4 protein-coding genes are annotated in these 9824 nt (G+C 60.8%); 3 read left to right on the forward strand and 1 reads right to left on the reverse strand.

The features are described from left to right. The first annotated feature begins 87 nt into the window (after window positions 1-87). From IC37_RS21160 to IC37_RS21170, 3 genes are all read left to right on the forward strand, one after another. Window positions 88-975 carry a formylglycine-generating enzyme family protein gene (locus tag IC37_RS21160; protein ID WP_030131476.1) on the forward strand — a complete coding sequence of 296 codons (888 nt, stop codon included), beginning with the start codon at window positions 88-90 and terminating at the stop codon, window positions 973-975. Between the two features lie 66 nt (window positions 976-1041). Next, complete coding sequence (locus IC37_RS21165) at window positions 1042-2700, forward strand: cyclic peptide export ABC transporter (RefSeq protein ID WP_030131475.1); 1659 nt, start codon at window positions 1042-1044, stop codon at window positions 2698-2700. 38 nt (window positions 2701-2738) lie between these two features. Next, window positions 2739-6884 (forward strand): non-ribosomal peptide synthetase, encoded by a 4146-nt coding sequence (locus IC37_RS21170; protein WP_030131474.1) that lies wholly within the window; start codon window positions 2739-2741, stop codon window positions 6882-6884. 340 nt (window positions 6885-7224) lie between these two features. Here IC37_RS21170 and IC37_RS21175 read toward each other — a convergent pair whose 3' ends face one another. Beyond that, a complete protein-coding gene (locus IC37_RS21175) occupies window positions 7225-9699 on the reverse strand; it encodes a TonB-dependent receptor (protein ID WP_030131473.1) in 2475 nt (824 codons plus the stop codon). Between the last annotated feature and the right edge of the window lie 125 nt (window positions 9700-9824).

The raw sequence follows: 9824 nt of genomic DNA on the forward strand, positions 1-9824 counted from the left end.
GCGAGCAAGCCCGCTCCCACAGGTTCCGCTCCTTAACTGACGGGTACTAGCCCCCTGATTCCTTTTAACTTTTTATCGAGAGCAATGATGAACAGTGAGCTGCGTAGTTTTTCCTTGAAGACGCTCCCCGCACTGGCCTTCGCCGCCGTGGTTGCAAGCCTGATGCCGGGCATCGCTCAGGCCGCCGCATCTGCCCCGCCCGGGAAAATTTTCAAGGACTGCAAGGACTGCCCGGAGATGGTCGTGCTGCCCACCGGGACCTTCACCATGGGTACCCCGGACAATGAGGTGGGCCGCGAGCCCGATGAAGGCCCGTTGCACCCGGTGACCTTCGCCAAACCGCTGGCCATCAGCCGCTTTCAGGTGCTGGCCGGCGAGTGGGACGCGTACTTGCGCGACACCGGTTACGTCATGCCCGATGGCGACACCCGGCCGGGCCGCGAGTGCAAGGCCGGCGTGCCGCGCTATGAACGCACGGCCAGGCATCCGGCGGTGTGCATGGACTTCCCCGAGGTCAATGCCTACGTGACCTGGCTCTCGAAGAAGACCGGCAAGCACTATCGACTGGTCAGCGAATCGCTGCGTGAGTATGCCGCACGCGCGGGCAGCAGCGGCCCGTTCCCCTTCCCGTTCGATGAAGGCAAGGAATACAGCATCGCCAAACATGCCAACACCTACGGCGCCGCCGATGGTTACAACTTCACCTCAACGGCGGGCACTTTCCCGGCCAACGCCTTCGGCGTGTACGACATGCACGGCAACGTCTATGAGTGGACCGCCGATTGCTACAACGAGAACTACGTCGGTGCACCGAGCGATGGCAGCGCGTGGTTGACCGGCGACTGCAAGGCCCGGCGCATTCGTGGCAATGACTGGGGTGAAGCACCGGTGTTCTCGCGTTCGGGTAACCGTAACGCCACCTACCCCGACACCCGTGGCGACTGGATCGGCTTTCGCGTCGCGCGGGATCTGTGATGCACGCCCACGAACAGCTCACCCCTTGAACCTTTGCCCTTAACGGCACTTGAAGCGGAACCCCCCATGACCTCGAATTCCCGCGGAGCCATCAGTGAAGTCCTCAGCCTGCTCAAGCCTTTTCGGGTCGTCGTGGTGCTGTCGATCATGCTCGGCATGCTGGGTGGCCTCAGCATTACCGCGCTGCTTGCGACCATCAACGATGCCCTGAACGCAGAAGGCAGCCCACCCACCCGTGTGCTGATGATGTTTGTCGGCTTGTGCGCGCTGGCCCTGCTGACATCGATTCTGTCGGATATCGGCACCAATCATGTCGGGCAGCACATCATTGCCGCGCTACGTAAATCCCTGGGCGAGAAAGTCCTGTTGGCCCCGATCGAACAGATCGAGCGGTATCGCAGCCATCGGCTCATTCCGGTCCTGACCCACGATGTCAACACCGTCAGCAGCTTCGCCTTCTCCTTTGCACCGCTGGCCATTGCCTTCACCGTGACCCTTGGCTGCCTGAGCTACCTGGCGTATCTGTCACTGCCGATGTTCGCCCTGTTGCTGGTAGCGCTGGTGATCGGCACCGTGGTGCAATATGCGGCCAGGGCCAAGGGCATCAAGGGCTTCGAAGCCGCTCGCGAGGCCGAAGACGAACTGCAAAAACACTACAGCGCGATCGCGGCCGGCGCCAAGGAACTGCGCATCCATCGCCCGCGCCGCCAACGCATGTTCAGCCAGCGCATCGAAGGCACCGCCGACTACATCTGCAATACCCACATCCGTTCGATCAACACGTTCGTGGTGGCCAAAACCTTCGGTTCGATGCTGTTTTTCGTGGTGATCGGCCTGGCACTGGCGCTGCAATCGTTCTGGCTGGGCACCGATAAAGCGGTGCTCAGCGGTTTCGTGCTGGTATTGCTGTACATGAAAGGCCCGCTGGAATATCTGGTCATCACCCTGCCGATCATCAGCCGCGCCAACATCGCCTTCAAGCGTATTGCCGACCTTGCCGAACAGTTTTCCTCGCCCGAGCCGCACTTGCTGCTCAGCGATAAGAACACCGCCAAAACGGTGGTCGAACACCTCGAACTGCGCGACGTGCATTACGCGTTCCCTGCGGTGGACGGCAGCAAACCCTTCACCCTCGGGCCGGTCAACCTCTCCATCGCCCAGGGCGAAATCGTCTTCATCGTCGGCGAGAACGGCGGCGGCAAGACCACGTTGATCAAGTTGCTGCTGGGCCTCTACGCGCCACAGGGCGGTGAAATCATCCTCAACGGCGCGCCGGTACTGGCCAGCAATCGCGACGATTATCGCCAGTTGTTCACCACGATTTTTGCCGACTACTACCTGTTCGATGAACTGGTGCAAGGCGACCAGCAGGTTCCCGAAGACGCCAACCGCTATCTGGAACGCCTGGAAATCGCCCACAAAGTCAGCATCCGCGATGGCGCATTCAGCACCACCGATCTGTCCACCGGCCAGCGCAAGCGCCTGGCCCTGTTGAACGCCTGGCTGGAGGAACGCCCAGTGCTGGTGTTCGACGAGTGGGCAGCCGATCAGGATCCGGTGTTCCGGCGAATTTTCTACACCGAACTGCTGCCGGAACTGAAGTACCTGGGCAAGACCATCATCGTCATTTCCCACGACGACCGTTACTTCGATGTCGCCGACCAACTGGTGCGCATGGAAGCGGGTCAGGTCATCAGTGAAAAAGCCCCGGCCGCCACGGCCTGAGCCCTGGTCGACGCATTGCCGCCTTTTGCGAGAACCCCATGAACGAACTTCTTGATGATGATCTGCTGGCGCTGCTACTGGCCGATGCCGCAGACGATGTACAGGCCTTGTCGCCCCGCAGCCGCCTGGATCGAGCGCCGCTGTCGTTTGCCCAGCAGCGCTTGTGGCTGGAGCAACAATTGGCACCGACCAGCTCGGCCTACAACCTGCCACGCGCCTTGCGACTGACCGGCGAACTGGATTCCCGGGCACTGGAAATGGCACTTGATCGGGTCATTGATCGACACGACATTTTGCGTAGCGCGTTCAAGGAAATCGACGGTGTACCCCTCCAGGTCGTTGAGCGTCACGCCCGTCTGACCCTGCACAAGCAAGATCTCTCGGCGCTCGACAGCCAGGCCCGCGCCGATGAGCTGGCGCAACGTATCCAGAACCAGGCACTGCGCCCATTCGACCTGAGCCGAGCGCCGCTGATCCGAGCCACGCTGCTCAAGCTCGACACCCGCGAGCATGTGTTGCTGCTGAACATGCACCACATCGTCTCCGATGCCTGGTCCAATGCGATTCTCATGCAAGACCTGTCCCGCGCCTACGGCCAGGCCCGCCTGGGCGACACCGCGCAACTGCCGCCACTGGCGATGCAATATGCCGACCATGCCACCTGGCAACGCGGTGTATACCTCGACAGTGCCGCTTGCGCCCGCAGTGGCGACTATTGGCGCCAGTACCTGGGCAGCGAGCTGCCCGTGCTCGAACTGCCCCAGGATTTTGCCCGCGCAGCTGGTCAACAACACCTCGCCGGGCGCTGGTCATTGAGTGTTCCTACCTCACTGTCGCAGATGCTCAACGCCTTCTGCCAGCGCCAGGGGCTGACACCGTTTGTGGTGGCCTTGGGCGCGTGGCAATTGCTGCTAGGCCGCTACAGCAACCAGCACGACTTCACCGTCGGCGTACCCAACGCCAACCGCAACCGTGGTGAAACCCAGGAATTGGTGGGCTTTTTCGTCGGCAGTCAGGTGTACCGGGCGCGAATCGATTCGACCCGCACCGCCGTGGATTTTTTGCACGACCTGCGGGGGCAATCCCTGGCGGCACTCGAGCATGCCGATTACCCGCTGGAGCTGATGTTCGATCAACTGCAACGACCGGGCGGCCAGACGTCCAATCCTTTGTTTCAGGTGTTGTTCAACTGGCGCACCGGCACCGCCGAGCCACCCGCGATGGACTGGGGCGGGCTGGCGCTGGAGTTTCTCGGTTCAGGGGAAAACCAGGCCAAATTCGATCTCTCACTGGATATCGACTACTCGCACCAAGGCCTTGTCGCCACCTTCGAGTACAGCCGCGACCTCTACAGCCCGGCGACGATCGAACGCATGGCCGGGCATTGGCAGAACCTGTTGCAGAGCCTTATCGAAGCCCCTGAGCGCGCCCTCGGCGAGCTGCAACTGCTGGCCCCGGACGAGCATCAACAGACCCTGGCCGACTGGAATCGTCAGCCCACCCGACTCCCACACGAACACTGCCTGCATCATTTGATCGAAGCCCACGCCAGCAGAGCCGGCGAGGCCATCGCCCTGAGTTTTGGCGAACAGCACATGAGCTACGCCGAGCTCAATCGCCAGGCCAATCGGTTGGCCTATCGACTGATCAGCGAAGGCGTCGGTCCGGATGTGCTGGTGGGCATCGCCGTCGAGCGTACGCCAGACATGATCATCGGCGTGTTGGCGATCCTCAAGGCGGGGGGCGCCTATGTGCCGCTGGACCCGACCTATCCGGCCGAACGCCTGGCCTACATGATCGAGGACAGCGCCATCGCCCTGGTGCTGACGCAGGCGCATCTGCGTGAACAGTTGCCGCTGCCCGCCGAGGTTCGCTGCCTGTTACTCGAGCAGATACCGTCCAGTCACTCGCTGGATGAGCGCAATCCCGAAGTGGCGGTGCACCCGGATAATCTGGCGTATGTGATTTACACCTCGGGTTCGACCGGCAAACCCAAAGGCGCGCTGCTGCCGCACCACAACGTGATGCGGTTGTTTCAGGCGACTGCCGATTGGTTCAACTTCAGCCAGGACGATGTCTGGAGTCTGTTTCACTCGTATGCGTTCGACTTCTCCGTGTGGGAAATTTTCGGCGCCCTGTTGCACGGCGGCCGGCTGGTGATCGTGCCGCACGCGGTCAGCCGTTCGCCACAGGACGTCTACGCACTGCTTTGCGAGGAAAAAGTCAGCGTGCTCAACCAGACGCCTTCGGCTTTCAAACAGCTGATGCAGGTCGCCTGCGAACCCGGGCAGTCGCTGACGCAACACCTGCGTTATGTGGTTTTTGGCGGTGAAGCTATTGATGTGCAAAGCCTGCGCCCCTGGTTCGAGCGCTTCGGCGATCGCGCGCCGCAGTTGATCAACATGTATGGCATTACAGAAACCACCGTGCACGTGACCTACCGGCCGTTGTCACTGAACGATCTGCACTCGGACGCAGCCAGCCCCCTCGGCCAGCCGATTGTCGACCTGTCGTGGTACCTGCTCGACCCGCATCTCAACCCGGTGGCCAAATGTTGCATCGGTGAGTTGTATGTCGGCCGCGCCGGCCTGGCACGTGGGTATCTGAAACGCACCGACCTGACCGCCACCCGTTTCATCCCCGATCCGTTCGACCCGCTACCGGGCGGGCGCCTGTATCGCACCGGCGATCTGGCGCGCTACGGCGTCGATGGCAGCATCGAGTACGTCGGACGCATCGACCATCAGGTAAAAATTCGTGGTTTCCGCATCGAACTGGGGGAAATCCAGGCACGCCTGCAGAGCCTGGCCGCCGTGCAGGATTGCGTGGTCCTGACCCACGAGGGGCCGAGCGGCCTGCAACTGGTCGGTTATGTGATCGCCAGCGAACCGGCCAGCACCGAGTTACGCGAACAGCTGCTGAACGCCCTCAAGGCGCAGTTGCCGGATTACATGGTGCCCGGCCACCTGCTGTTTATCGATCACTTCCCGCTCAACGCCAACGGCAAGCTCGACCGCAAGGCCCTGCCCGAGCCGGATGTCAGTCTGTGGCAGCAAGCCTACGTTGCGCCGAGCAACCCACTGGAGGAGGCACTCGCTCAGCTCTGGCAGCAATCGCTGGGCATCGAGCGTGTGGGAGTGACCGACAACTTCTTTGAATTGGGTGGGCATTCAATTCTGGCCATTCAGTTCATTTCCACGCTCAAGACCCGTCTGAACATCGAACTGCGTCTGCAAGAGTTACTGGCCCATCCGAGCATCGGCGAACTGGCGGCGTTTATTTCACGCAAGCATCGGGAGCAGACTCAGTGCGTGGTCGAGTTGAATGCGGCCCCGGCCAGCGCACCGACCTTGTTCTGTCTGCACCCCAGCGGCGGAATCGTGTTCTGTTACCAGCCGCTGGCGAAGAAACTCAAGGCCCATGCCTCGGTTCGTGGGGTCATGCATCGCGGTTTCAGCGATGGCAGCCAAAGCTGGGACGAGATGGTGGCCGATTACAGCCACGAAATCGTCAAGACACAACCTCAAGGCCCCTACCACTTGATGGGCTGGTCGCTGGGGGGAGCGATTGCGCTGGATATCGCCGCCACACTGGAAGGCCTGGGTCATCAGGTGGCCTTTCTCGGCCTGGTGGACAGCACCATCCCGGAACACCTCTACCCCGAGGACTTGCCCCGCTATCGACGCTTGCCCAGTGCTGAACAGAGCAGCGAAGCCTCGGAAGAAATCCTCGATGCCATTCACTATTTCGATCTGTTGTTCCCGACCCTGACAGACCGTACGGCGGCGTATTTGAAAGACTCGCCACGCAGCTCGGTCAAGCAGTTCCATGACTGGGCAGCGAGCCTGGTCGAACCGGGCCAAGGCGATTTGTTGTCGATCGTGCAAAGCGTCAAGAACGAAGTGATGAATGCCCAGGCGTTCTCGGTGCATGACCGTCTGCTGGAGGCTTTCAAGGCCTTTACCTTCAAACCGGTGCAGGTCCGGCCCAGTTGCTGGTGGGCCGTACCGGAAAAGACTGCGCAAGAACTGGCGTTCTGCGAGGCATTGATCCGGCGTTACAGCCCGTCGGGTGAACTGAAATGTTCGGTCCATTCACCGTTGTTGCACCGCAGCATGATCTTTGATGACGCACTGATCGACTCACTGATCGACGCCTTCCTGGCCACCACCGCCCCTTGCTGATCCCCCTGTTCCTTCTCAACCCGCCGGCAGATTCCGGCGGGCCTTTGATGTCAGTCAGATAAGCTGCAGATCAACCTGTGGGAGCGTGGCTTGCCCTGATGCCAGTCAGTTAAGCGCAATTCAATGTGGGAGCGGGCTTGCTCGCGAAAGCGGTGTATCAGGCGACATCAATGTTGACTATGCCGCCGTCTTCGCGAGCAAGCCCGCTCCTACAGGGTTGCGCTTAACTGACAGGCATTAGGGCAAGCCCGCTTCCACAAGTGTGTGTGCGCCCACCCAATCGCAGACAAACAAAAAAAAGGCCCGCAAAATGCGGGCCGGGCTTAGTTGTCGCTTGCAATCAGAACTGCGGTTTGTACGTCACGCTGAACATCAGGTTGCGCGGGTCGCCAAAGTTATTGTTGCCATTGAGCTGGTTGTAAGCGGGCGAAATGTACGTCTTGTCGAACAGGTTGTTGGCGTTGACCGCCAAACCGATCTCCGGCGTCAGCTGGTAGCCGATGCGGGCATTCCACACGGTGTAACCCGGTACATCTTTGTTAAGATCGTAAACCAGCGTGTGGCTTTGGGTGGTGAAGCCCAGACCGGTGCTGACACGGCTCCAGTCGCCGGTGAACTGGTAGTTGCCCCACACGCGCAGCATGTGTTTCGGCGTCCAGGTACTATAGATGCTGCCTTCGTTGGTCGGGTCTTCCAGGTATTTGGTGGTGTTGTAGGTATAGCCCGCAAATAGCTGCAGATTGTCCGTCACTTCACCACTGATTTCCGCGTCGACACCCTGGCTACGAACTTTCCCCGAGGCTGCCGAGCAGTACCAGCCATTACACTCCATACCACCGGCGATGTCGTTGACGGCACGGTTTTCCTGGTCGTAACGGAAGATGGCCAAGGAGGTATTGACCCGACCGTCCATCAACTCACCCTTGAGGCCGATTTCGTAGTTGGTGCCGACGATGGGTTTGAGTACCGTACCGTTGGAATCACGGTTGGTTTGCGGCTGGAACACGTCGGTGTAGCTGGCGTATACCGCCCATTCGCGGCTCAGGTCATAGACGATACCGGCGTAGGGCGTGACCACTCCGGTTTCAGTTCCGGTGCTTGGCTCGTTGGGCGTGATACCGGTTTGTCTTTCGGTTTTCGACTTGTAGCTGAAGTCGTACCAGCTAACCCGGGAACCCAGTACCAGCGTCAGATCGTCAACCGGCTTGACGCGCCAGGTGCCGTACAGGCCTTTCTGGCGGATATCGTATTTGCTGAGGGTGCCCTGGCCGCCCGCGGCAAGCAGACTGTCGTAGCTGATGTCCGGACGGTCATTGTCGAGGTCGAAGATGGTGTCGCTGCTGCTGTTGAAGGTACGGGCGAAGCGATCATCCGTCTCCAGCTGAGAGAAGTTGACGCCCAGCATGACTTCCTGCTGCATCGACAAGGCTTCGAACTTGCCGGTCAGATTCATGTCCAGACCGGCCTTCGTGGACTGGAAATCGGTCACGAAGTCGGCATATTGCACGCGACTGCCATCCGGCAAGAGACCGCCAGGACTTTGGGTTCGCTGGTTTTTCGACTGATTGTCTTCGGTCATGTACACGGTGCCGATCTTGAGGGCCCAATCGTCGTTGAAGCGGTGCTCGAGATCGGCGTAGAGGGTGGTGACGTCGATTTCGGAACGGTTCCAGCGCGCGCCGGTGTAGGTCGAACGCGAAACGTCCGGCATCGACCCGTCGGCGTAGAGTGGCAGGCCACGGATGTTGCCGCGCGATTCGCCGTTGGATTGGCTGACCGCGAAGCCCAGGGTGGTGTCTTCGCGCAGGTCGATGTCCAGGGCGCCGTACAGCGAGTGGGTCTTGCTCCACGCGTGGTCGATGAACGAGTTGCTCTGGTCTTCGTCGACGACGATGCGGCCTCGGATGTTGCCGGCCTGGTTCAGCGGGCCCCCGGCGTCCACTTGCAGACCGTAGTGATCCCAAGAGCCGGCCTTGCCGGTCAGGGTCACGGTCGGTGCGCTCTGGCCACGCTTGCGCACCAGGTTGATGGCACCACCGGGGCTGCCGGTGCCTTGCAGCAGGCCGGAGGCGCCGCGCAGGATTTCCAGGCGGTCATAGAAGATCAGGTCCTGGGTCGCCCAGTTGCCCAGCGAATAGGTGTTACGCGGGATCGGCACACCGTCGTACTGCCAGTCGTCGATCTGGAAACCGCGCGACGATAGAATCATGCCTTGGCCGACGCCCTGCAGGCCGACCACGCCGGTGGTCTGGTTGACGGCGTCCTTGAGATTGACCAGGTTCTGGTCATCCATCTGTTTACGCGTCATCACGGTGATCGACTGGGGAATTTCCTTGAGGGTGTGGGTACCCTTGCCGATGGTCACGGCGTTACTGGTGTATGAGTTGCTGCCTTCGGTCGTCGCACCCAGCTGCTGTGCATTGACGGTGGTCGCGCCCAGCTCAAGGCCTTCAGTGGCGGAACCGCGCACCAGCATCAACGTGTTGCCTTCAAAGCTGTAGCGCACGCCGGTGCCCTTGAGCAGTTCGGCGATTGCCGCTTCGGCGCTCAGTTTGCCGCTGACGCGATTGCTGCGCAGGTTAGCCATGTCGGCGGCGTTGTAGATCACCTGCCGGTTGGTTTGCTCGCCAAACGCTTGCAACGCCTGCGGCAAGGGCTGCGCGGCAATGTTGACGGCGATTTCTTCGGCGCAGACCTGCGCGCTGAGCGGCATCAGACAGACCATGCCCAGACCGGCCAGCGAGTGACGCGAGCGAAGCGATCGGGAAACGACCAAAGCCTTGAACAGAGGTTTCAACTCATGAATTGCTGACATCGTGCTCTCTATTATTCGTTAGAAGTGGATAAGACCGATGGGCCACCGAGGACCCGACGCTGCCCGGACACGTAAACCGCTCTGTCGGCCACCTCAGGGGCAGCACGTCAGCGGGCGGTCGACCC

It is taken from the genome of Pseudomonas sp. QTF5 (genome assembly GCF_000512695.2).
Classification (GTDB): domain Bacteria; phylum Pseudomonadota; class Gammaproteobacteria; order Pseudomonadales; family Pseudomonadaceae; genus Aquipseudomonas.

Excerpts from the sequence above, each read along its gene's own strand:
- IC37_RS21160 (WP_030131476.1), top strand. The coding sequence starts at position 88 with ATGAACAGTGAGCTGCGTAGTTTTTCCTTGAAGACGCTCCCCGCACTG.
- IC37_RS21165 (WP_030131475.1), top strand. The coding sequence starts at position 1,042 with ATGACCTCGAATTCCCGCGGAGCCATCAGTGAAGTCCTCAGCCTGCTC.
- IC37_RS21170 (WP_030131474.1), top strand. The coding sequence starts at position 2,739 with ATGAACGAACTTCTTGATGATGATCTGCTGGCGCTGCTACTGGCCGAT.
- IC37_RS21175 (WP_030131473.1), bottom strand. The coding sequence starts at position 9,699 with ATGTCAGCAATTCATGAGTTGAAACCTCTGTTCAAGGCTTTGGTCGTT.